Origin of the sequence: Janthinobacterium sp. PSPC3-1 (assembly GCF_049896105.1) — a bacterium.
GTDB lineage: Bacteria > Pseudomonadota > Gammaproteobacteria > Burkholderiales > Burkholderiaceae_D > Janthinobacterium.
In genome coordinates this window covers 22,366-43,363 of the sequence record NZ_JAFCTQ010000026.1, presented here as the reverse complement: position 1 = coordinate 43,363, position 20,998 = coordinate 22,366, and the positions used below count along the sequence as shown (strand labels likewise).

At 61.2% G+C, this 20,998-nt stretch carries 23 protein-coding genes; 9 read left to right on the top strand and 14 right to left on the bottom strand.

The window, feature by feature from the left end; all coding sequences use genetic code 11:
- Entirely contained in the window at nucleotides 1-798 is a 798-nt protein-coding gene (locus ACP7B7_RS22740) for an alpha/beta fold hydrolase (RefSeq protein ID WP_426078178.1), read from the bottom strand.
- 106 nt (nucleotides 799-904) lie between these two features.
- Entirely contained in the window at nucleotides 905-1,750 is an 846-nt protein-coding gene (locus ACP7B7_RS22735; RefSeq protein ID WP_308921659.1) for a histidine kinase, read from the bottom strand.
- A 125-nt stretch (nucleotides 1,751-1,875) separates the two neighbouring features.
- Between ACP7B7_RS22735 and ACP7B7_RS22730 the strand changes: the two genes are divergently transcribed.
- Nucleotides 1,876-2,982 carry an AAA family ATPase gene (locus ACP7B7_RS22730; protein ID WP_308921658.1) on the top strand — a complete coding sequence of 369 codons (1,107 nt, stop codon included), beginning with the start codon at nucleotides 1,876-1,878 and terminating at the stop codon, nucleotides 2,980-2,982.
- A gap of 240 nt (nucleotides 2,983-3,222) precedes the next feature.
- Here the strand turns inward: ACP7B7_RS22730 and ACP7B7_RS22725 are convergent, their stop codons facing one another.
- The 5 genes from ACP7B7_RS22725 to ACP7B7_RS22705 all read right to left on the bottom strand — a co-directional run bounded on the left by ACP7B7_RS22725 (nucleotide 3,223) and on the right by ACP7B7_RS22705 (nucleotide 6,621).
- Entirely contained in the window at nucleotides 3,223-3,687 is a 465-nt protein-coding gene (locus tag ACP7B7_RS22725) for a hypothetical protein (protein WP_308921657.1), read from the bottom strand.
- 2 nt (nucleotides 3,688-3,689) lie between these two features.
- Complete coding sequence (locus tag ACP7B7_RS22720; RefSeq protein ID WP_308921656.1) at nucleotides 3,690-4,313, bottom strand: type II toxin-antitoxin system MqsA family antitoxin; 624 nt, start codon at nucleotides 4,311-4,313, stop codon at nucleotides 3,690-3,692.
- Entirely contained in the window at nucleotides 4,303-4,878 is a 576-nt protein-coding gene (locus ACP7B7_RS22715; protein WP_308921655.1) for a hypothetical protein, read from the bottom strand. The genes ACP7B7_RS22720 and ACP7B7_RS22715 overlap by 11 nt, the downstream gene beginning before the upstream one ends.
- 101 nt (nucleotides 4,879-4,979) lie before the next feature.
- A complete protein-coding gene (locus ACP7B7_RS22710) occupies nucleotides 4,980-6,158 on the bottom strand; it encodes a pyridoxal phosphate-dependent aminotransferase (protein ID WP_308921654.1) in 1,179 nt (392 codons plus the stop codon).
- A gap of 25 nt (nucleotides 6,159-6,183) precedes the next feature.
- A complete protein-coding gene (locus tag ACP7B7_RS22705; protein ID WP_308921653.1) occupies nucleotides 6,184-6,621 on the bottom strand; it encodes a putative toxin-antitoxin system toxin component, PIN family in 438 nt (145 codons plus the stop codon).
- Nucleotides 6,622-6,650: 29 nt separating this feature from the next.
- On the opposite strand from ACP7B7_RS22705, the gene yaaA reads away from it, so the two are divergent.
- Nucleotides 6,651-7,421, top strand: a complete 771-nt coding sequence (gene yaaA / locus ACP7B7_RS22700) for a peroxide stress protein YaaA (protein ID WP_308921652.1) — start codon at nucleotides 6,651-6,653, stop codon at nucleotides 7,419-7,421.
- A 38-nt stretch (nucleotides 7,422-7,459) separates the two neighbouring features.
- On the opposite strand, the gene ACP7B7_RS22695 is transcribed toward yaaA, so the two are convergent.
- Nucleotides 7,460-8,263: an outer membrane protein assembly factor BamD gene (locus tag ACP7B7_RS22695; RefSeq protein ID WP_308921651.1), complete on the bottom strand. Its 804-nt coding sequence runs from the start codon at nucleotides 8,261-8,263 to the stop codon at nucleotides 7,460-7,462.
- Nucleotides 8,264-8,364: 101 nt separating this feature from the next.
- On the opposite strand from ACP7B7_RS22695, the gene ACP7B7_RS22690 reads away from it, so the two are divergent.
- Nucleotides 8,365-9,378 (top strand): RluA family pseudouridine synthase, encoded by a 1,014-nt coding sequence (locus ACP7B7_RS22690; protein ID WP_308921650.1) that lies wholly within the window; start codon nucleotides 8,365-8,367, stop codon nucleotides 9,376-9,378.
- Nucleotides 9,378-10,160 (top strand): peptidoglycan editing factor PgeF, encoded by a 783-nt coding sequence (gene pgeF / locus ACP7B7_RS22685; protein ID WP_308921649.1) that lies wholly within the window; start codon nucleotides 9,378-9,380, stop codon nucleotides 10,158-10,160. The genes ACP7B7_RS22690 and pgeF overlap by 1 nt, the downstream gene beginning before the upstream one ends.
- Before the next feature lie 26 nt (nucleotides 10,161-10,186).
- Here the strand turns inward: pgeF and ACP7B7_RS22680 are convergent, their stop codons facing one another.
- Nucleotides 10,187-10,396 carry a hypothetical protein gene (locus ACP7B7_RS22680; protein ID WP_374694195.1) on the bottom strand — a complete coding sequence of 70 codons (210 nt, stop codon included), beginning with the start codon at nucleotides 10,394-10,396 and terminating at the stop codon, nucleotides 10,187-10,189.
- 80 nt (nucleotides 10,397-10,476) lie between these two features.
- Between ACP7B7_RS22680 and phaC the strand changes: the two genes are divergently transcribed.
- The 4 genes from phaC to ACP7B7_RS22660 all read left to right on the top strand — a co-directional run bounded on the left by phaC (nucleotide 10,477) and on the right by ACP7B7_RS22660 (nucleotide 15,806).
- Entirely contained in the window at nucleotides 10,477-12,219 is a 1,743-nt protein-coding gene (gene phaC, locus ACP7B7_RS22675) for a class I poly(R)-hydroxyalkanoic acid synthase (RefSeq protein WP_308921648.1), read from the top strand.
- Between the two features lie 223 nt (nucleotides 12,220-12,442).
- Nucleotides 12,443-13,009: a polyhydroxyalkanoate synthesis repressor PhaR gene (phaR, locus tag ACP7B7_RS22670; protein WP_094445143.1), complete on the top strand. Its 567-nt coding sequence runs from the start codon at nucleotides 12,443-12,445 to the stop codon at nucleotides 13,007-13,009.
- A 172-nt stretch (nucleotides 13,010-13,181) separates the two neighbouring features.
- On the top strand, nucleotides 13,182-14,537 hold the full coding sequence (gene rimO, locus ACP7B7_RS22665; RefSeq protein ID WP_426078202.1) for a 30S ribosomal protein S12 methylthiotransferase RimO: 1,356 nt from the start codon (nucleotides 13,182-13,184) through the stop codon (nucleotides 14,535-14,537).
- 96 nt (nucleotides 14,538-14,633) lie between these two features.
- Nucleotides 14,634-15,806 carry a cystathionine beta-lyase gene (locus ACP7B7_RS22660; protein ID WP_426078177.1) on the top strand — a complete coding sequence of 391 codons (1,173 nt, stop codon included), beginning with the start codon at nucleotides 14,634-14,636 and terminating at the stop codon, nucleotides 15,804-15,806.
- A gap of 39 nt (nucleotides 15,807-15,845) precedes the next feature.
- Here ACP7B7_RS22660 and ACP7B7_RS22655 read toward each other — a convergent pair whose 3' ends face one another.
- Complete coding sequence (locus tag ACP7B7_RS22655) at nucleotides 15,846-16,205, bottom strand: DUF4870 family protein (protein ID WP_308921646.1); 360 nt, start codon at nucleotides 16,203-16,205, stop codon at nucleotides 15,846-15,848.
- Nucleotides 16,206-16,291: 86 nt separating this feature from the next.
- On the opposite strand from ACP7B7_RS22655, the gene ACP7B7_RS22650 reads away from it, so the two are divergent.
- Nucleotides 16,292-18,151 (top strand): serine hydrolase domain-containing protein, encoded by a 1,860-nt coding sequence (locus ACP7B7_RS22650; protein WP_426078176.1) that lies wholly within the window; start codon nucleotides 16,292-16,294, stop codon nucleotides 18,149-18,151.
- Nucleotides 18,152-18,162: 11 nt separating this feature from the next.
- On the opposite strand, the gene ACP7B7_RS22645 is transcribed toward ACP7B7_RS22650, so the two are convergent.
- The 4 genes from ACP7B7_RS22645 to ACP7B7_RS22630 are packed head-to-tail and all read right to left on the bottom strand — an operon-like array spanning nucleotide 18,163 to nucleotide 20,900.
- Nucleotides 18,163-18,420 carry a hypothetical protein gene (locus ACP7B7_RS22645; protein WP_426078175.1) on the bottom strand — a complete coding sequence of 86 codons (258 nt, stop codon included), beginning with the start codon at nucleotides 18,418-18,420 and terminating at the stop codon, nucleotides 18,163-18,165.
- Nucleotides 18,417-19,256 carry a DUF692 domain-containing protein gene (locus tag ACP7B7_RS22640; protein ID WP_426078174.1) on the bottom strand — a complete coding sequence of 280 codons (840 nt, stop codon included), beginning with the start codon at nucleotides 19,254-19,256 and terminating at the stop codon, nucleotides 18,417-18,419. Before ACP7B7_RS22640 ends, ACP7B7_RS22645 begins: the two co-directional genes overlap by 4 nt.
- Nucleotides 19,246-20,175, bottom strand: a complete 930-nt coding sequence (locus ACP7B7_RS22635; RefSeq protein ID WP_426078173.1) for a TIGR04222 domain-containing membrane protein — start codon at nucleotides 20,173-20,175, stop codon at nucleotides 19,246-19,248. The genes ACP7B7_RS22640 and ACP7B7_RS22635 overlap by 11 nt, the downstream gene beginning before the upstream one ends.
- Nucleotides 20,172-20,900: a hypothetical protein gene (locus tag ACP7B7_RS22630; protein WP_426078172.1), complete on the bottom strand. Its 729-nt coding sequence runs from the start codon at nucleotides 20,898-20,900 to the stop codon at nucleotides 20,172-20,174. Before ACP7B7_RS22630 ends, ACP7B7_RS22635 begins: the two co-directional genes overlap by 4 nt.
- Nucleotides 20,901-20,998: the final 98 nt, after the last annotated feature.

Below are 20,998 nucleotides of genomic sequence, written 5' to 3'. Positions count from 1 at the left end.
TCAGTGACCGGCCGCCGGCAGCACCCGCCGTATCGCGTCGAGCACGATCTCGGGCGAGGTCAAAGGCATCTGGTGGCTGGAATCGGCGACGATCCTGGTGGCCTTCGGATACAGGGCGCGCACCGCGTCCCGGGTTGCCTGGTCCATCCGGAAGGCGCCGAAGTCGACCGCGATCGCGGTGTTCGATGCCGGTTGATTCACCAGCCGCACGATCGGCTTGTCGTCGATGCCGGGCAGGCGCAAGATCATCTCGCCCGTTTCGTCGATCTGCTCGATTTCGCGCCACACGGGGCGCGAAAACGCCAGCTGGCCCGCGAGGCGGCTCCATAAGGGGAAATCCTGCGTCTTCTTGATCATGCGAGGGTAGAGCGAATCGATCAGCACCAGCCCTTTTACCTCCTGCGGATAGGCCCTGGCGAACAGCTGCATGTACAGGCCGCCCAGGGAATGGCCGACCAGCACATAGGGCGGCGGCAAGCCCTGGTGGCGCAGCAGGGCGCGCAGTTCCTCGACGATGGTCAGGCCGTCGCGCGGCGTGGCGGCCGCCTCGCTGTTGCCATAGCCGGGCCGGTTATACACGAACACCGATGCGTCGGCCGCCAGCCGTTCCGGCACCGTGCCCCACTTGGCGATGGTGCCGCGCGAGCCGCCTTCGAACACGACGATGTCCTGCGACGAGGGATGGCGCACGGTCATTGACTCGACCTGGCGACCGGCGATGGTGTCGATCTGCGGCGCGCAGCGTGCGGCACCGGCGGCAGCGATGCAGGCCAGGGTGATCGTGAGGAATTTGAACATGGGCGTCTCCGGCAATGAAAACGCCAGCATCGCCGACGGCATCGACGCGCGCAGCCGCCGTGCGACGAATCGACAGCCAGCGCGACGGATGGTAAGCCGGCGCCGTCTACATGGCCTTGAACAGATGCACGAAAGCGCGGCTGACCGGCAACTCGCCGGCGTGGCCGCGCATGCGCAGCCGGTCTTCCATGCGGATCTGCAGCAGCGACAGGTATTGTCCCGCCATATCGAGTTCCGCCTCCAGTGTGCTGTCGCCCTGGCGCAGCTGCGACAGGCTGCTGCGCAGATAGCTGGAAAAGGTTTCGAGCATCCGCTTGGCGCGCGGCGGATCGTAGTCCATCAGGCTCTGGATATTGGCCAGGGTGTTGAACAGCAGGTGCGGCTCGATCTGTCCCTGCAGCAGGCGCAAGCGGGCCTGCGTCACTTCGCCCAGCAGTTGCTGCTGGCGCAGGCGCGAACGCCACCAGGCCCAGTTGACGCCCAGCACGAACAGGATAAAGACGGCAAACTTGGTCAGCGCGGCCGGCAGCGAGATGAACATGCCCCACACATTGAAGCCCACCAGCGCGGGCACGATGGTAAAGCCGATGGTCATGCCGAGGATGATCGCCGCCAGTGACAGGGAACTCAAGGCCATGCCGGCGCGGATATCGCGCACCTCCGACATGCGTGCGACCAGCGGCGCCGGCAGCACCCGCTCGGCCAGACGCAGCACGCCGAACAGGGTATGCACGATGCACAGGCAGATGCCGATATTGGGCAGCAGGGAAGCCCACCACCAGCCCGGCCGGTCGACCCGGCCGAAAATCGCGACAAAGGCCATCAGGCCCAGCGCCAGGGCGATGGCGATCAGCGACGCCACCAGCAGGCGCGCGGCAAGCGAAACATCATGATGCGGGCGCAGCTCCCATAGCGAGCGCCAGCCCTGGAGCAAGGTGGTTTTTCCGGTCATGGGCGTAGTGTAGCGACCAGTTGCTTTACTGGCGAGCAATTATGATCGCGGATTGACCTGGCCGCGGCGTCCTGTTGTCGGCGTGCGGGTAACGGCTATACTGTCATCATGAACGGGATAGGAACATGATAAAAAAAGTCAACGATACCGACCAGATTTCTCGCCTGGTCCTGCGCGGCTACAAGTCCATCGCGGAATGCGATCTGGAACTGGGGCGCCTGAATGTGCTGATTGGCGCCAATGGTGCCGGCAAATCCAATTTCATCGGTTTCTTCCGCTTGATTAATCGTATTCTGGAGCAGCAATTGCAGGTTGCTGTGGGACAGGCCGGTGGACCGGACGCCGTATTGCACTTCGGACGCAAGAAAACCGAAGAGCTTCGGGCGGAGCTGTATTTTGGTAACAATGTCTATCGTTTCAGCCTGCGGCCAACCCAGGATAACCGCCTGATGTTTTATACCGAGGCACTCTGGTGGAATCAGCACGGCGACTGGCATCCCGGTTCTGGCCATTTTGAAACGCTGTACAAGGAGCGTGGCATACACGGCCCCATCTGGGGACACGTTGTTCCGGCGATGCTCAGCTGGCGCCTGTACCATTTCCATGACACCAGCAGTACCGCCTTGGTCAAGCAGATTCACGGCATCAGCGACAATGCATTCCTGCGCGACGATGCCCGTAATCTCGCGGCATTTTTGTGGCGGTTGAAGAATCATCATGCCGAACACTACTTACGCATCGTCAAGGCGATCCGCCTGGTCGCACCGTTTTTCGGCGACTTTCTGCTGCGTCCCACGGTCGATAACAAAGAGCGGATACAGCTTGAATGGACGGAGCAAGGACAAGATGAACCGTTTTCAGCCAGCGCCTTGTCCGATGGCACGCTGCGCTTCATCTGCCTGGCGACCGTCTTGTTGCAGCCGGAGGAATTCATGCCCAAGGCCGTCCTGATCGACGAGCCGGAGCTGGGCCTGCATCCGTTTGCCATCACGGTGCTCGCCGGCCTGATCAAGTCGGCAACCCAGCATCATCAGTTGATCGTATCGACACAATCCGTGGAATTGGTCAACGAATTTGACGTCGAAGACCTGATCGTGGTCGACAAGCGCGGTGGAGCCTCTGCCTTCAATCGGCCGGACGGCAACGCATTTTCTGAATGGCTGAGCGACTACAGCCTGGGAGAGTTGTGGAAGAAGAATTTGTTGGGAGGCACGCAGTACCGCAGCGCCTGAAAATATCAACGATAGTGCGCAGAGCGCCCTTCGAAACGTATTCTTGCGGCCATGAAGGGCTAACCGCGAAGCAGCCGCCCAGCCTTAGTACAGCTACCATAGCAACTGAACAGTCACGAAAAATTAAATGTAACTGCTTGGGTTTGTTTTTGTCCCTTGTGTTTTGCTATGTAGTATGTCTGTCTATCAGATCATTCGGATATCTGGCCATGCCCGACAAAGCTTTCATTCACTGCCCAGCTAACTGCGCCCTGATTTCTGCAGTGAGGGTTTACTGTCAATAAAGCTGAGGCTTGGCAAAAGGAGCGGGCCCGCCATCGAACGTGATGTCACGTTTGAGATCATTTCTCGGATTGAACCGTAGATCATGCTTGCACCATTCACCACAATGAGATCTAACATCTCTGCAGGCTCCTTCTTGACCCCAACCCAATCAAAGAAACCCTTCGCGCCAACATGAATGGAGTAAGGTGCTCTTTTTCCTATTTCATTAGTGATGAAAAGATCGACTCCCACTAAAAAACTGTTTTCGGAAACATTACCATGATCGTCTTTTACTTGTACATGACCAACATCGCATCTAATATTTACTCCACCAAAATCAAATTGATCAGCGAAGAAAAGGTTGTTATTTTGGTCGGGTGCAACTTTTATTGATACTTCTTCGAAGATAATTCCTCTTGGTTGCAGGGGGGCAATATTCATAATCAGGCTGCGATCGCAGATTCAAAGTTAACGGTCATTTCATTTGATGCATGCTGGAATTGATGCATATTGATGGGGACATGCTCCCACATTTTGTAGCCACTATTAGTTCTCACGGCAGCATTTGCCATGTATTCAGGCACAATTTTTTCATCAAGTGCACTTATATCCAATTTTATTTGCGGAGCTGCGGGTTGTACATTGGGAATGGTAATTTGATGTCGTTCAGCTAAGGCATTAACAACAGAAGGAAACATATCAGCGATCCACAAAAGATTATCCATCGCATCAGTTGGCGAAATCTCGTGGTTTTCGTATTTGCAAAAGGCTACTGGACCGCCGCCAAAAAGTTGTCCAGCCAGTTTGTGGGAGATATGCAATTTTGACCGCAATGCTTTGATGTCAGTGCCGGTCATGCGTCCAGTCGCATGTAACTGGGCTTCCCTGCAAACGCGTGCATTAAATCTCAAATCATCGGCAGTCGCGATTTCAGTTCCGCAAACATTACAAGCGTGGCCGGATTGCTCAACATTTATCTCCGTGGACTTGACGGTAAGTTGAGTCGAGGTTTTTGACTTGATAAGATGCCCTTCGCAGCAAATCGGGCAAATTTCATTAACAGTCATATGGGGTGTCCTTATCGGATTCATGGAGTGATATCAGTAATACCATCAAGCCAGATGGGCTCAAACAGAACTTGATGTAATAGGTAATTGTTAGTGTCTCGCCGCTGTCGTAATCGTCCTCAACAGCTACTTTATAAGCGTCACATGGTACCCATCCCACGGCAGGCTTGTTCGGTATGTTTGCGCCAGTATGGCACCATCTGGAGTTTATATAATGATCTTTTTCATTAAGTAAAAGCAACAACCTAGCCGCGTACTGATCGTCCATCTGCAATCGCTGCATATCGCTTCTGCAATCTTTGGTAATCGCTTTAAGCGAAGAGCCATCCCCGTTGATAACCTGCTGAGCTAGTTGCCGTATAGACATCAAATCCCAGATTTTCCCATCGATCAAACGTGTATGCATCTGATCGTCGCCATGCTGTGGTGGTGGCCAAGGAAGTTTGGGGCGTGCTCGGACGTATGGATTTTCGTGCATGAGAAGGCTAGTATTTACCATTAAGGTAGTTCCCGCAAGGTTTTTTACAATTTGCTTGACGAATTCACGGGATTGTGTGGATTTCAACAATCAGCTTGATAATGATGGGCAAGGATCGAGCTTTGCTTGCTCTGCATTGTGACACATCCGCTATGATTACATTCTCGTCGTTGCTTGTTGCTACTAGCTCAAATCGTCCGCAGCCGCTCCAAAGCCAGGTTCAGCGTCTCGTCCTTCTTGGCAAAGCAGAAGCGCACGATGCCCGACTCTTTTGCCTGCGCGTAGAACGCCGAGACGGGAATCGCCGCCACCTTCAGTTCGGTGGTAAGCCACTCGGCGAACTGCGCCTCGCTGTCCTGCGAGATGGCGGCATATTTCACGCATTGAAAGTAGGTGCCGTCGGCTGGCAACAGTTCGAAGCGGCTGCCGGCCAGGCCGGCGCGGAACAGGTCGCGCTTGCGCTGGTAGAACGCGGGCAGTTGCAGATACGGCTGCGGATCCATCATGTAGCTGGCCAGGCCGTGCTGCATCGGCGTATTGACGGTAAATACATTGTACTGGTGCACCTTGCGGAACTCCGCCGTCATGGTCGACGGCGCGGCCACATAGCCGACCTTCCAGCCCGTCACGTGATAGGTCTTGCCGAAGCTGGAAACGATAAACGCGCGCGCCGCCAGTTCCGCGTGGCGGCTCAAGGAGGCGTGCGGCACGCCGTCGTACACCATGTGTTCATACACTTCATCGGACAGCAATAAAATCTGCGTGCCGCGCACGATCTCGGCCAGTTTCTCGATGTCGGCGGCGCGCAAAATGGTACCGGTGGGGTTGTGCGGCGTGTTGATGATGATCAGGCGCGTTTGCGCGCTGACGGCCGCCGCCAGCTTGTCCCACGGCACGCTGTAGCCGCGCTCGTCCACTTCCATGGCGACCAGTACCGGTATGCCGCCGGCCAGCGCGATGGCCGGCAGGTAACTATCGTAGGCCGGTTCGATGACGATGACTTCGTCGCCCGGGTGCACGCAGCACAGAATGGCCGTGGTCAGCGCCTGGGTGGCGCCGGCCGTGACCGTGATCTCGGTGGCGGCGTCGTATTCATGGCCGTACAGGCTGGCGATCTTGGCGGCAATCGCCTCGCGCAAGGGCGCCGCGCCCGTCATCGGCGGGTACTGGTTGTGGCCGGCGCGCATAGCCTCGCTGACGGCCTCGACCAGTGCCGGTTCGCAGGCGAAGTCGGGAAAGCCCTGGCCCAGGTTGACGGCGCCGTGCTGGGCCGCCAGGGCCGACATGCGGGTAAATACGGTCGTGCCGACAGCGGGCAGGCGGGTTTGCAGGACCGGGGTCAGGATGGGATGCGAAGATGGATTCATGGTTGTGCGGAAGTGGAAACGTTGCTTATTCTAGCGCAGCATGCCAGCCTTCCGGCACCATGATCTTGAACATGCCGGCCCTGGCCGTCTTGCGCGCCAGTTTCAGCAGCGCCTTGTCCTTGGTGATCAAGACATCCGCGCTGGCGTCGCGCGCCAGTTCCAGGAATTTCTGGTCATCCTTGTCGGTGCAGACCGGCAGGCGCACGCCGGACACCGCTGGCGCCACCACCGTGATCAGGGCGTCGAAACGGGCGGCGGCCACCGCGCGGCTGGCTTCATCGAGCGGCAGGTGCTTGTAGTGCAGGACCACCAGGTATTCGGCGCGGCAATCTTCGCGCGTGATGGCTTGCACCGCGCCGCTTTCCATGGCGGCCAGCAAGCCGGCCCAGCGTGGATCGTTGAAGACGAACAGGTCCAGGCAGACATTGGTGTCGAGGACGAGTTTTTGTGGAGCAGGTATCATGTCGGCAATTCTATTTTGTAGTGAACATTATGTTGATCGTGCTTTCGCCCGCCAAGAGTCTCGACCTGGAGACGCCGCCAACCACCTCGTTGCACAGCACCCCCGATTTTCTCGACCATTCCGCGCAGCTGATCGAGCGCATGCGCCAGTTTTCGCCCAGTGAGGTGGGCAGCCTGATGGGCATTTCCGACGCCTTGTCCAGCCTCAACGTGGCGCGCTACGCCTCGTGGACGCCAGAACTGACCGAAGCGCGCCAGGCCATCATGGCCTTCAATGGCGACGTCTACGCCGGTTTCGAGGCGCGCACCCTGCAGCCTGCGCAGCTCGACTATGCCCAGTCGCAGGTGCGCATTCTGTCGGGCCTGTACGGCCTGCTGCGTCCGCTGGACCTGATTCACCCGCACCGGCTGGAAATGGGCACGCGCCTGTCGACCGTGCGCGGCAAGGACCTGTACGCGTTCTGGGGCGACACCATCACCGACGCCCTGAACCGCACCGCCAGCGAGAATAAAGCCAGGGTGCTGGTCAACCTGGCGTCGGAAGAATACTTCAAATCGGTCAGGCCGCGCCAGCTCACGGTGCCGGTGATCGCGCCCGTGTTCGAGGACTGGAAGAACGGCAAGTATAAAATCATCTCGTTCTACGCCAAGCGCGCGCGCGGCATGCTGGCGCGCTACGCGGCCGTGCATCAGATCCGTGATCCCGAGCAACTGAAGCAGTTCGATGTCGATGGCTATGCCTATGTGCCGGAGGCGTCCAACGACAGCAGCTGGGTGTTCCGGCGCAAAGTTGCCGAGTAAGAAAAAAAACCGGGCGAGCCCGGTTTTTTTGATGCTGCTTACTGCCAGAACTTCCACCACTTGCGTTCCTTGTTCACCCCTTCAGGGCTGAGGAAGGCGGTGGTCGGGTAGTTCTTGGTCAGCACGCGCAGGGTGTCGTCGCGCAGGTCGGTCAGGCCCAGCTTGTCGTACGAGCGGTACATGATGAACAGCGCTTCTTCGATCGCCGGCGAGGCGGCAAAGTCGCTGACGGTGGTTTGCGCGCGATTTGCCGCTGCCAGGTAGGCGCCGCGGCGGTAGTAATAGCGCGCCACATGGACTTCGTACTTGGCCATGGCGTCGATCAGGTAGTTCATGCGCGCCAGCGAATCGGGCGTGTACTGGCTGTTCGGGAACTTGTCGACCAGCTGCTTGAAGGCCGCAAACGCTTCGCGCGTGGCTTTCGGATCGCGTTCGGTCGGATCCTGCTCGTACAGGAAGTTCAGGAAACCGATCTGGTCATTAAAGCTGATCAGGCCCCGCAAGTAGTACATATAATCCACATTGGCGTGGTTAGGATGCAACTTGATGAAGCGTTCGACAGCGGCCAGTGCCTGCGCCTGGTCTCCCGACTTATAATACGCGTAAGCGATCTCCATCTGCGCTTGCAGAGCGTAGTTGCCGAAAGGGTAGTTAGCCTCCAGCTTCTGGAACAGTCCGATTGCAGCCTCATAGTGCTGACCGGACATTTCTTCACGCGCCTCCGAGTATAATTTCGTAACAGACCAGTTTTTGGTCTCATCCACTTTTTCCGGCAACAAGCTGCAAGCGGACATGCCGAGCAGAACGACTGAAGCGACTACCAACGATAATTTTTTTTGCATGACGTTTTGCAAGAAGGTTTTAACCAAGATTTTACAATAGGCTGATTATAGCCGATGGGAATGCTGTGATATTAACTCCGAAGCCTAATTTGGCTGACCCCGTGTTTGACTCCCTTTCTGAACATGACGCCGAAGACGTCTTCGACGGTGATTTTGCCGCCGACGAGATCATCGACGACATGGCCCCGATCGAACTGGAACTGACGCCGGACGCCTGTGGCCAACGCCTCGACAAAGTCATTTCCAAGCTGGTGCCGCAGTACTCGCGCAGCCGCTTGCAGCTGTGGGTGGAGGCTGGATTCGTCACCGTCGATGGAAAAGTTGCCAAGCGCAATATGACCGCCTATGGCGATGAAAAGATCGTCATTCTGCCGCAAAGCGCGCCGGAAGACGAGGCTTTTAAGCCTGAAGCGATGGAATTGAACATCGTGCACGAAGACGAGCATATCATCGTCATCAACAAACCGGCCGGACTGGTGGTGCATCCGGGACCAGGCAACTGGTCGGGCACCTTGCTCAACGGCCTGCTGCACCATTGCCCGCAACTGGCCGGCGTGCCGCGCGCCGGCATCGTGCACCGCCTGGACAAGGATACCAGCGGCCTGATGGTGGTCGGCAAAACGCTGGCCTCGCAGACCGACCTGGTGCGCCAGTTGCAGGCGCGCACCGTCAAGCGCGAATATTTTGCGCTGGTGTGGGGCACGCCGAAACCGGCCGGCACCATCGACGCCTCAATCGCGCGCCACCCGCGCGACCGCGTGAAGATGGCCGTGTCCGAAAATTTCACGGCCAAGCCGGCGATCACCCACTACGAGCTGCTGAACACCGGTGAGCTGGACCGCCGTCCTGTCAGCCTGATGCAGTGCCGTCTGGAAACGGGCCGCACCCACCAGATCCGCGTGCACATGCAGCACCTGGGCTTTGCGCTGGTCGGCGACGCCGTCTACGGCAAGCAGCACCTGGTGTCGGTCTTCCCGCGCCAGGCGCTGCAGGCGCGCCGCCTGGGCCTGGTGCATCCGGGCAGCGGCAAGCCGTGCGAGTGGATCGTGCCGGTGGCCGACGACTTTGCCGAGCTGCTGGCCACGGCCGGCATACCCGAGCCGGAACAGGTCTGATGGCTGCCTTGCCCGCCATCGTTCCGCACTGGCCCGGCCTGCCCGCCAACGTGGGCGCCTTGTCGACCACGCGCGCGCGCGGCGTCAGCCTGGCGCCATATGATGACGGGCAGGGTGGTGGCGGCCTGAACCTGGGCGTGCATGTGGCCGACGATGCCGCGCACGTGGCGCAGAACCGGGCACGGCTGGCGTCAATGCTGCCGGCGCAGCCTGCCTGGCTGAACCAGGTGCATGGTGTGGCGGTGGCGGATGCCGCCAGCCTGGCCGGGAGGGTGCCGGACGCCGACGCCAGCGTGGCTTCCGAGCCTGGCGTGGTCTGCCTGGTGATGACGGCCGATTGCCTGCCGGTGCTGTTCAGTTCAAACGACGGCCAGGTGGTGGCCGCCGCCCATGCGGGCTGGCGCGGCCTGGCGAACGGCGTGTTGCAGCGCACGGTGCAAACCATGCGCGAGCGGGGCGCGACCGAGATCCTGGCCTGGCTGGGGCCCGCCATCGGTCCACGGCAATTTGAAGTGGGGCAGGATGTGCTGCAAACGTTCCTCGATGGCGCCGTGAATGCGGCGGAACGGCAAGCCTTGCAAAACGCGTTCAAGGCGATCGCCGGCAAGCCGGACAAATACCTGGCCGATCTCTACGCGCTGGGGCGTTTGATGCTGGCGCGCGAGGGCGTGACGCAGGTGGCGGGCGGCGAATATTGCACCGTCAGCGATGCCGCGCGGTTTTACTCGTACCGGCGCGACGGCGTCACGGGACGGCAGGCCAGTTTGATCTGGCGCAAATAAGCTTGACGCACCAGAGCGGCAGACACTTATGTGTCTGCCGTTTTTGTTTTATCGTCTGTCTCTGCCAGTCGCTGTGCCTTGCGTTTGCGCCGCCGCGAACCCGTCAGATAGAATAGGATCGACAGCGGCACCACGCAGTACAGCAAAAACGTCATCAGGCCGGCGACGACCGACGGTTCCGTCAGCGCCATCAGGCCGACGACGTAGATCCAGGCGATGGCGGTCATCAGCATCATCAGTAAAGATTATCCGTAAAAGTTTGCATGCAGGGCCCAGGTAGCGACGACTTTTTAAATTCTTGAATGGACTTAACCATATGAATATGCCCGATCCTCAAGCAATGACCAAGGAGTGGATGGCGCAGATCAGCGACCCGAACCATTGGAAGACGTGGTTCAACATGGTGCCGCAGCCGGCAAGCAATCCGCTTGCCGGCATTTTGCAGGATGCGGGCGCCAGCATCAAGCCGGAAGTGATCGAGCAACTGAAAAACGCCTATATGGCCAAATTGACGGGCTTGTGGACCGACTTTATGGCTGGCAAGGTACCCGAAGTGAAGGACCGCCGTTTTGCCGCGCCGGCCTGGCACGCCAGCCCGCTGTCGGCCTTCAATGCCGCCGCCTACCTGCTCAATGGCGAATTCCTGACCTCGATGGCCGAAGCGGTGGACGCGACGCCGCACCAGAAACAGAAGCTGCGCTTCGCGGTGCAGCAGATCGTCGACGCCATGTCGCCGGCCAATTTCCTGGCCACCAACCCGGACGCGCAGCAAACCCTGATCGAAACCAAGGGCGAAAGCCTGGCCAAGGGCTTGACGAACATGCTGGCCGACATGCAGAAGGGCCGTATTTCGCAGTCCGACGAAAAGGCGTTCGAGGTGGGCCGCAACGTGGCCACCACCCCCGGCACGGTGGTGTTTGAAAACGACTTGTTCCAGCTGATCCAGTACACGCCGACGACCGCCACAGTACACCAGCGCCCGCTGCTGATGGTGCCGCCATGCATCAATAAATTCTATATCCTTGACTTGCAGCCTGAAAATTCGCTGGTGCGCTATGCCGTGGAGCAGGGCAATACCGTGTTTTTGATGTCGTGGCGCAATGCCGACATGAGCATGCAGCACGTCACCTGGGACGATTACGTGGAGCAGGGCGTGATCGAGGCGATCGGGGTCACGCAGGATATCTCGGGCCAGGAAAAGCTGAACATGTTCGGTTTTTGCGTGGGCGGCACCATCGTCTCGACCGCGCTGGCTGTGCTGAAGGCGCGCGGGCAGGATCCGGCCGCCAGCCTGACCCTGCTGACGACCTTCCTCGATTTCTGCGACACGGGCGCGCTGGAAGTGTTCATCGACGAGCCGCAGGTGGCGCTGCGCGAGCAGACCCTGGCCAAGGGCGGGCTGATGTCGGGACGCGACCTGGGCAGCACCTTTTCCAGCCTGCGTCCGAACGACCTGGTATGGAACTACGTGCAATCGAACTATCTGAAAGGCAAGGAGCCACCGGCGTTTGACTTGCTGTACTGGAATGGCGACGGCACCAGCTTGCCCGGCCCCATGTTCTGCTGGTACTTGCGCAATACCTACCTGGAAAACAGCCTGAAGGTGCCGGGCAAGCTGACGGTAGCCGGTGAAAAGGTCGACCTCTCCAGCATTGACGCGCCGGCCTTCATCTACGGTTCGCGCGAAGACCATATCGTGCCCTGGGGCGCGGCTTACGCCAGCACGGCGCTGCTGAACCCGAAAAAACCGAAGGCCAACCGCTTTATCCTGGGCGCCTCGGGCCATATCGCCGGCGTGATCAATCCGGCCTCGAAGAAAAAACGCAGCTACTGGAGCAATGACCAGCCGACCTCGGCGCGCGCCAAGGCCAAGGTCCTGAGCGCCGAGCAATGGATGGACGGCGCGACCGAACACGCGGGCAGCTGGTGGCCGGAATGGGCCGCCTTCCTGGCTCAGCATGGCGGCGCGGACGTGAAAGCGCCCGCCAAGCCCGGCAACAAGCGCTATCCGTCGATCGAGTCGGCGCCGGGCCGCTACGTGAAAGTCAGGGCGGACTGAGCGGCTGCCACGGGGGCTGTAAGGCCGGGATGGACGCCGGCCTTGTCAAGAACCTACTTTTAGTTGCGTTGCAATAAAACCCGGAAACTTCGGCCCGAATGTGCAATGTCGCCGTTTTCCACTCTATAATGCAAAAAGTAGGCAGGTGCGAAAGCGAACCTCGCGTTCGCTTTTTTTTCGGATCAACTCAGTATGCGTTGCGGCGCAATAAGTGGAACTTCTGATGAGCAGTGCAAAAAAAAGTATAGACCGCCTGATTAAAAAATACCCTAACCGCCGGCTGTACGACACCCAAACCAGTTCCTACATCACGCTGACGGACGTCAAGCAGCTGGTGCTGGACAATGAAGAATTCACGGTGGTCGATGCCAAATCCAGCGAAGACCTGACGCGCAGCATCCTGCTGCAGATCATCTTGGAAGAAGAGGCCAGTGGCGTGCCGATGTTCTCGAGCGGCGTGCTGTCGCAAATCATCCGCTACTATGGCCACGCCATGCAGGGCATGATGGGTTCCTACCTGGAAAAGAACGTGCAAGCGTTCACCGATATCCAGCACAAGTTCACAGGCACCTCGGCCGGCAGCTTCGAAGGCAAGCCGTTCAGCCCTGAAATGTGGACCCAGTTCATGAACGTGCAGGGCCCCATGATGCAAGGCATGATGAATAACTATATCGACCAGAGCAAGAGCCTGTTCGTGCAGATGCAGGAGCAAATGCAAAACCAGAGCAAAAGCCTGTTCGGCAACTTCCCGTTCGTGCCGCCGGTGGTGCCGCCGACCGACAAGAAATAGGCTGGCCAGGGCGGTTTGTGCCGCCTTGTAGTTGTATTCGCAGCATAGTTGTGCAGGCAAGGGGCGGCTCGGGGTACAATAGCCGATTCGCCTCACCATTTCCCAGCTGCCAACTATGTCTGAAATTCACCGTATTCCTGTTCCTTCCGCCAAGCCAGAGGCCATGCTGGCCATGCCAGGTGCGGCGCCGAAAGTGGGCTTTGTCTCGCTCGGCTGCCCGAAAGCGCTGGTCGATTCCGAACAAATCCTGACCCAACTGCGCGCCGAAGGCTACGAAACGGCGAAATCCTATGCGGGCGCCGATCTGGTGATCGTCAATACCTGCGGTTTTATCGATGCCGCCGTGCAAGAGTCGCTCGACGCCATCGGCGAAGCGCTGGCCGAAAACGGCAAAGTGATCGTCACCGGTTGCCTGGGCGCCAAGAAAGATGCTGCCGGCGACGACATCATCATGAAGGTGCACCCGAAAGTGTTGTCCGTGACGGGCCCGCACGCGCTGGCCGAAGTGATGGATTCGGTGCACTTGCACCTGCCAAAGCCGCACGCGCCTTTCCTCGACCTCGTGCCGCCGCAAGGCGTCAAGCTGACGCCCAAGCACTATGCCTACCTGAAAATTTCCGAAGGCTGCAATCACCGTTGCAGCTTCTGCATCATTCCATCGATGCGCGGCGACCTGGTGTCGCGTCCGATCGGCGAGCTGATGATCGAAGCGGAAAACCTGTTCAAGTCCGGCGTCAAGGAATTGCTGGTGATTTCGCAAGATACCTCGGCCTATGGCGTGGACGTGAAATTCCGCTCCGGTTTCTGGAATGGCCGTCCGGTGAAAACCCATATGACGCAGCTGACCGAAGCGCTGGGCGAACTGGCCAAGTCCTACGGCGCCTGGGTGCGCCTGCACTATGTCTATCCATACCCGCATGTGGACCAGATCATTCCGATGATGAGCGGCGGCCATATCCTGCCTTACCTCGACATTCCGATGCAGCATGCGCATCCCGATGTGCTCAAGCGCATGAAGCGCCCGGCCAGCGGCGAGAAAAACCTGGACCGCATCCAGGCCTGGCGCGCCATCAATCCGGACCTGACCATCCGCTCGACCTTTATCGCCGGTTTCCCTGGCGAAACGGAAGCCGAATTCGAATACCTGCTGGACTTCCTCAGGGAAGCGCAGATCGACCGCCTGGGCTGCTTCGCCTATTCGCCGGTGGAAGGCGCGACCGCCAACGCCATCGCCAATCCGGTGCCGGAAGAGCTGCGTGAAGAGCGCCGTGGCCGCGTGATGCTGCTGCAGGAAGAAATCTCGAAGAAGCGCCTGCAAGCCAAGGTCGGCAAGACCGTGCGCGTGCTGATCGACGAAGTCACCCGCACCGGCGGCGTGGGCCGTTCCAGCGCCGATGCGCCGGAAATCGATGGCGTGGTGTATGTCAAGCCGCCGTATGAGCCGCACCGTAAACTTGCCGTCGGCCAGTTCGTCGATGTCAAAATTACCTCCGCCGATGCGCACGATCTCTGGGGCGCTGCCGAGTAAGCAGGTGTAACAACAGTACGGCAGGCAAGGGCGCTAGCCCTTACAATCAAGGCGGACTCGCAATGTGCGGGGCCGCCTTTTTTTATTGCCCATGCCATGACGACAAAAAAATCCGTGCAAACCGCGCTGATCCACAGCGACTACCAGGCGCCGCCAGGCTTTGCCGCCTTTCCCAACGCCATCCACCATGCGTCCACCGTGCTGTTCAAGGATGTGGCGGCCATGCGTTCGGGCAACTGGAAGGACAAGAACGCCTATACCTATGGCTTGCACGGCACGCCCACCACCTTTACGCTGGAGGCGCGGCTGGCCGACATCGAAGGCGGCAATTTTTGCCTGCTGGCGCCGTCGGGCCTGGCGGCGATCGCCATGGCCGACTTTGCCCTGCTGAAAAGCGGCGACGACGTGCTGTTGCCGGAAAACGTGTATTACCCGAATAGTGAACTGGGGCGCTGGCTGTCGCAGGACTTTGGCATCAGCACGCGCTATTACGATCCGCTGGTCGGCGCCGGGATTGCCGAGCTGATACAGCCGAATACCAAATTGATCTGGACCGAGGCGCCAGGTTCCGTGACCATGGAAGTGCCGGACTTGCCGGCCATTTGCGCCGCCGCCCATGCGCGCGGCGTGCTGGTGGCGCTGGACAATACCTGGTCGGCCGGCCTGGCCTTGCGTGGTTTTGACCTCGGCGTCGACATCGTCATGCAGGCGCTGACCAAATACCAATCCGGCGGCTCGGACGTGCTGATGGGCGCCTTGATCACGCGCGACCGGGCCCTGCACGAACGGCTGGCGCTGGCGCACATGCGCCTTGGCATGGGGGTGGGGGCGGATGACGCCTACCTGGTGCTGCGCGGCCTGCCCACCATGAAGCTGCGTTTCGATGCGCACGATGCGGGCGCGCGCAAGGTGGCCGGCTGGCTCAAGGATCGCCGCGAAATTGCCACCGTGCTGCACCCGGCCTTCGAGGATTGCCCTGGCCACGCCATCTGGCAACGCGACTTTACGGGCGCGGGTGGCTTGTTTTCCGTGCTGTTCGACGCCAGCTATACGGAAGAGCAGACCGACCGCTTTGTCGACGCCTTGAAATTGTTCAAGATCGGCTACAGCTGGGGCGGCGCCAACAGCCTGGTGATGCCGTATCGCATGCCCGCCATGCGCAAGGGCTGGCGGCAGGCTGGGCAGTTGGTACGATTCAACGTGGGACTGGAAGCGCCGCAGGATCTGATTGCCGATATCGAACAGGCGTTCGCGGCGATGTCGATGTAGATGGACGGCGGCAGGCCGGCTGGCCTGCCGCGCAAACGATTACGGCATCGGATTATTGTTGTTCAGGTCGATAAAGCCGCGCACCAGCCGGTAGGCCTTCCACAGCCAGGCCAGGCCCCACACAAGCAGGGCCACCGGGATGCCGATCAGGGTGACCCACATGATGGCGCCGACCACGACCCAGAACACGTACCACCAGAACGAGCGGATCTGCCAGCTGTGATGGCTGTGTACAAAAGTGCCGGCCGATTCGCCCTGTTTCAGATAATTGACGATCAGCGGAATGAAGGACAAGGCGCCCAGCGAAAACACGAAGCTGGCGCCATGCACCAGGTACAACCACCAGGCCAGGGTCTTGGCTTGTTGGACATTGTTATCCAGAATAAGTTGTTGTGACATGTGTGCTCCCTCGCTTGCAAAGGTTTTGATTGTAGCAAGCTAAATTGTGCAGGGGGTACGCCATGCAAAGAAAGAGAGTGCGATCAGTGCAATATATAAACAATTCGAGTACCCTGGGGCGCTATCTGCGCCGCGCTTGCCAGGCGCTGCTGCTGCTGTGCGCCGTGGCGCATTCGGCGCAGGCCGCAGGTGATGCCCTGGCCGGTGATATCGCTGCCAGCTTGCAGGAAGAGGGCCTGGCCGGCGCCGTGTGGAGCGAGGTGCGCGACGATGGCGCGATCAGCACCGGCGCCGCCGGTCTCAGGAACGCCGCCAGCAAGACGGCCATGCAGGCCGACAGCAAGGTGCAAGTGGGCTCGGTGGCCAAGGTCGGCGTGGCGCTGGGCGTGCTGCGCCTGGTGACGGAAAACAGGCTGGCGCTCGATACGCCGCTGGCGCAGGCGCTGCCCGAACTCAAGCTCAAGAATCCCTGGCAGGGCAGCGATCCGGTGCGCATCCGCCATTTGCTCGACCATACTTCGGGGCTGGACAATGTGCGCTTCTGGCAGGCCTTCAGCAGCAACGCCGCGGCCGACACGCCGCTGGCGCAAGCCTTCCAGGGCAGCGGCAATCTGCTGCGCGTGCGCGACCGTCCGGGCAGCCGCTATGCGTATTCGAACATGGGCTATGGCATCCTCGGCATGGTGATCGAAAAAATTACCGGCCAGCCCTATGAGCGCTACCTGGATGCCCAGGTGCTGGCGCCGCTGGGCATGCGTGACAGTACCTTTGCCTTCGTCACGCAGACCGGCGCGAAGCCTGGCGCGGACGATCGCCTGGCCATGGGCCACTTCGAGCACGGCGTCACGCATGCGGCCACGCCGATGTACCTGCGCCCGGCCGGCCAGCTGACCACCACCGCGCACGACATGGGCAAGCTGGCGCAATTCCTGCTGGGCGACGGCAGCGCACAGGGCGCGCCTTTCATCGCACCGGCCCTGATGCAGATGCTGTCGCGCCCGGCGGGTACCGAGGCCTCGCAAGCGGGGCTCGATGCCGGCCACGGCCTGGTATTGGCCGTGCGCGACCGCCACAATGTGGTCGGGGAATGCCACCCCGGCACCACCGCCGGATTTCGCGCCATGCTGTGCATTTATCCCGAGCAGAAAAGCGCGTTCTTCATTGGCTTCAATACCGATGCCGAAAGCGCCGACTATGAACGCTTCAACCGCCTGCTGATGCGCGACCTGGAGCTGCCGCTGCGCCCGCCGGCCGCGCACGGCACGCCTGCGCCGACGGTGGAAAACTGGCAGGGCGTGTATGTGCCGGCGCCGAGCCCGATGGCCAGCATGGCCTGGCTCGACGCGGTATTCGGTTTCGTGCGCGTGAAATGGGATGGCGATTCGCTGTTTCTGATTCCGTTCCAGGGCGAACCGAAGGAACTCGAACCGGTCGGTGGCTTCCTGTTTCGCGCCAGCGACCGCAGCGCGCCCTCGCACGTGCTGCTGCAGGCCGATGGCCGCCATGTGCTCAGCGATGGCCTGCACAGCTATGAGCGCGCGTCGATGCTGCGCATGCTGGTGTTGTGGGGCAGCCTGGCGCTGGGCGTGATCGGTTTGCTGTACGTGCTGTTGGTGGGCCTGTGGCGTGCCGCCGGCCGCAAGCTGGGCCGGCGCGACCATTTGTTCGCGCCGCTCCTGTCCTTGCTGGCGCTGTTGCTGCCGCTGCCGTTCTTCTGGTGGCAGTCGTTCATGCGCCTCGGCGACGTGACGGTTGCCAGCGTGCTGGCCGCCATCGCGACGGGCGCGCTGCCGCTGGCAATCGCCTTTGGCCTGGCCCGATGCTGGCGCACGCGCGGCACCGGCACGGTGGAAAAACTGGACTGGATACCTTTGCTGGCGGCGCTGCAATTGCTGCTGGTGCTGGCCTGGTGGGGGCTGCTGCCGCTGCGCATGTGGCAGTTGTAGTCGAGGTCAGCTCAGCGCCAGCGTTCCACCAACCGGCGCCACCAGCCTTGCCGAGGCTTGGCGTGTGCGCCATGCGCGGCGCGCTTGTGCTGAAAACTGGCGGCCGCCATCTGCAGCCCGATGCGGTCGATCGCCGCCATCGCTTCGGCTTCCTGCGGGGTCAGTCCATGCAGCACGGACTGCGCCTGCGGGGCGTCCAGGAACGCCTGGCGCAGCGCGTCGTCCGTGTACAGTTTCGCCAGGTAGGCTTCCAGCGACGGCGAACTCATGCCGCCCTGCCTGCGCGCAAGGCGGCGCGCGCCAGTGCCAGCTGCTCCAGCACATGGTCGAAAGTGGGGTAATTGCCGTCGCGCTCAAGGATGACCGTCAGCGGCTGCGGCGCATGGCGCGCCAGCAAGGCAAGCAACTCGAAGACTTCGGGCGGCACATCGTGCAGATGGTCGTCCAGCAGGCGTCGGCCCGTGCCGCCCGGTTCGTCTATCCAGTGGCCGCCGCTGAGGTGCACGGCGCCCACCGTGGCCAGCGGCAAGCGCAGCAGCAGTGCTTGCGGGTCCTGGCCGCCATTGACGGCGTTCGCATACAGATTGTGCAGGTCGAGCAGCAGCGGCACTCGCGCGCCCTCGATGATCTGCGCCAGCCATTCGGCTTCGTCCAGGGTGCTGGCCGGCGGTTCGACCAGGGTGGCGATATTTTCCATCAGCGGCGCGCTGCCGACGATGCGGCTGGCCAGCGCGATATTGGCCACGGCGCCGGCCGCGCTGGCTGGCGTGCGCGGCGGCGCGGCCAGGTGGCCGATCTCGATCCCGCCGGCGCGCACGAAACTCAGGTGCTCTGACCACGATTCGGCCTGCACGGTCTTTATAAGGCGCGCCATCGCGTGCAGCCGGCGCGGCTCGGCGGGGATGGTCGACGCCAGTCCCATGCCCACGCCATGCAGGCTGACCGGCACCTGGCGCGCCAGGCTGCACAGCGCATCCATGCCGGCGCGCGAGGCGCGGTAATAATCGTCGGCGATCACTTCCAGCACATCGATCTGTGCCAGGTTGGACAGGATGCCCGCCGCCAGTTCGCCGCGCCAGCCAAGACCGACGCGATCAGCTGCCACAGCCGCCACCGCCGCCGCAACCACCGCAGCCGCTGCCGCAGGACGAACCCCCGCTATCGCCTCCGCCGTCACCGCCGGAAGAAGAGTCGCCCGAGCTGCCGGACGACGAGTCGCCGCTGTACGTCTGGCGCGGCAGCGGATACAGGTCGACCAGATAGGGGTAGACCGCCAGCGGCAGCGCGCCGATGCCGAAAATGGCGGCCAGCAGCGCCATGTCCGCGCTGCCGTTGCCGGCCTGCAGGCGTGACGAGCGCATGTTCAGGCGGCTGAACAGCATGCGCAGGTCGGACAGCAGCCGCTGCGCCGCGAAGCTGGTATTGCGGGTGCGCAGGCCGCGCAGCTTCAGCAGAAATACGGCCGTCATGATCGCCAGGAACAGCAGGTTGTAATGGCCGGTGCTGACCGCGATGATGGCCTTGACCAGGGCCACCGTCAGCAGCACATAATGCGCGACCCAGGTGACCCGTTCGCGTCGGCGCAGCAGCGGCGCGCCGACCAGCAGCTCCTGCTGCGTCAACGATTGCAAATAAGCCTGGCAGGACGGGAAAGCGTCGGCCTGCACCGCCAGTTCCTTGCTGTGGCCCTGGCGGCCCAGGTACAGCCGCAGCACGTCGCGTTCGATGTCATGGCCGGCAAAGCGCAGGCTGTCGGCGCTGGTGGTTTCCAGCAGCGGCCCATCGGCGCGCAGCAGGCCGCGGTCGACCAGCACGATGGCGGCGATTTTGACCGCTTCGAGCGCGCCGCCGCGCAAAAAGGCGATGCGGTACGGGTCGTCGGCCAGGGTCAGCTGCGCATGCGGATTGCGCAGCTCCTGGCGCAGCAGCAGTTCGCGCACGCCGTAGTACACGACAAGGCCGAAGGCCAGGTAGGCGGCCAGGAACCACGGCCCGGTCCAGTAAAAGGGATTGGCGCCGGTCACCGCAGCTGCTCCGCATGATCACGCAAACGTTCGGTAATCGTCATTAGGCCGGTGAACGCCGGCAGGGCCAGACCCGGCGCCAGGCGCGCCGTTTCCCGTGCCGCCGACATGGTCTGCAAGGCGGTGTGCAGGGCCGGGTCCTGCAAGGTATCGACAAATGCTTCGAGCGCCTGCTTGCCGGCTAGCGGCGGGTGGCCGTCCAGCTGCGCCAGCGACGCCGCTGCCGAACGCAAAGGACCGGCCGCATCGGCAATGGCGGCGGCCAGTTGCTCTTCATGCAGGCTGACCAGCAGATACCGTTCGCGCATGCGCAGCTGCTGGTTCAGCAGCACCTGGCGCAAGCGCCGCAGCACGGCCTCGCGGCTGGTGTGCAGGCTGGCGAACGGATCGCTACCCAGCAGCACCCTGTGACGCGCGACGATATCGCTGAACTTGACGGCAAACGCGTCGGCGGCGTCGGCCAGTTCGCTCTCGAGCAGGAACATCACCTGCAGGTCGATGGCGGCATGCGCCATGCGCAACGGCGCGCGCAGGGCATCGGCCGATGCAGGCGCGAAGTGCTTGAGCAGGAGCAGCAGGTTGACATCGGAAGTGGCGCGCAGCTGGCCGTCGGCGGCCGAACCGAACAGCACCACGGCGGCGAGATCGGAACCGAAGGCGTTTTGTGCGGCGGCGACAAACAACTGCAGATGGCGTTCGATATCGGGCGGAAGCGATGGCGGCATGGGGGCGTCTTTCACGGTGGTCTGGCTGGCTGATTTGGTATTTTGCAATATAGCAAGAATATAATAATTCGGGCGCGCGCGGCCTGCTACCGCACTGT